The following is a 287-nucleotide window of genomic DNA, read 5'->3' on the forward strand; positions in this document are numbered from 1 at the left end:
CAGTATACGCTCGTGTATCTCCAGAACATAAGGTTCGTATCGTTAAGGCTTGGCAAAATGATGGTAAGGTTGTTGCCATGACTGGTGACGGTGTTAACGATGCGCCATCACTTAAGACAGCCGACATCGGTATCGGTATGGGTATCACAGGTACGGAAGTTTCGAAAGGTGCCTCTGATATGGTCCTTGCAGATGACAACTTTGCAACTATCATTGTGGCGGTTGAAGAAGGACGTAAAGTCTTCTCAAACATCCAAAAAACCATCCAGTATCTCTTGTCAGCCAAC

At 45.6% G+C, this 287-nt stretch carries 1 protein-coding gene; it reads left to right on the forward strand.

All coding sequences use genetic code 11. The features are described 5' to 3' along the window. Positions 1-287: HAD-IC family P-type ATPase (locus C1E99_RS00465; protein WP_153060120.1), on the forward strand; the 287-nt coding region annotated here is incomplete at both ends.

Origin of the sequence: Streptococcus suis (assembly GCF_002964045.1) — a bacterium.
GTDB lineage: Bacteria > Bacillota > Bacilli > Lactobacillales > Streptococcaceae > Streptococcus > Streptococcus suis_U.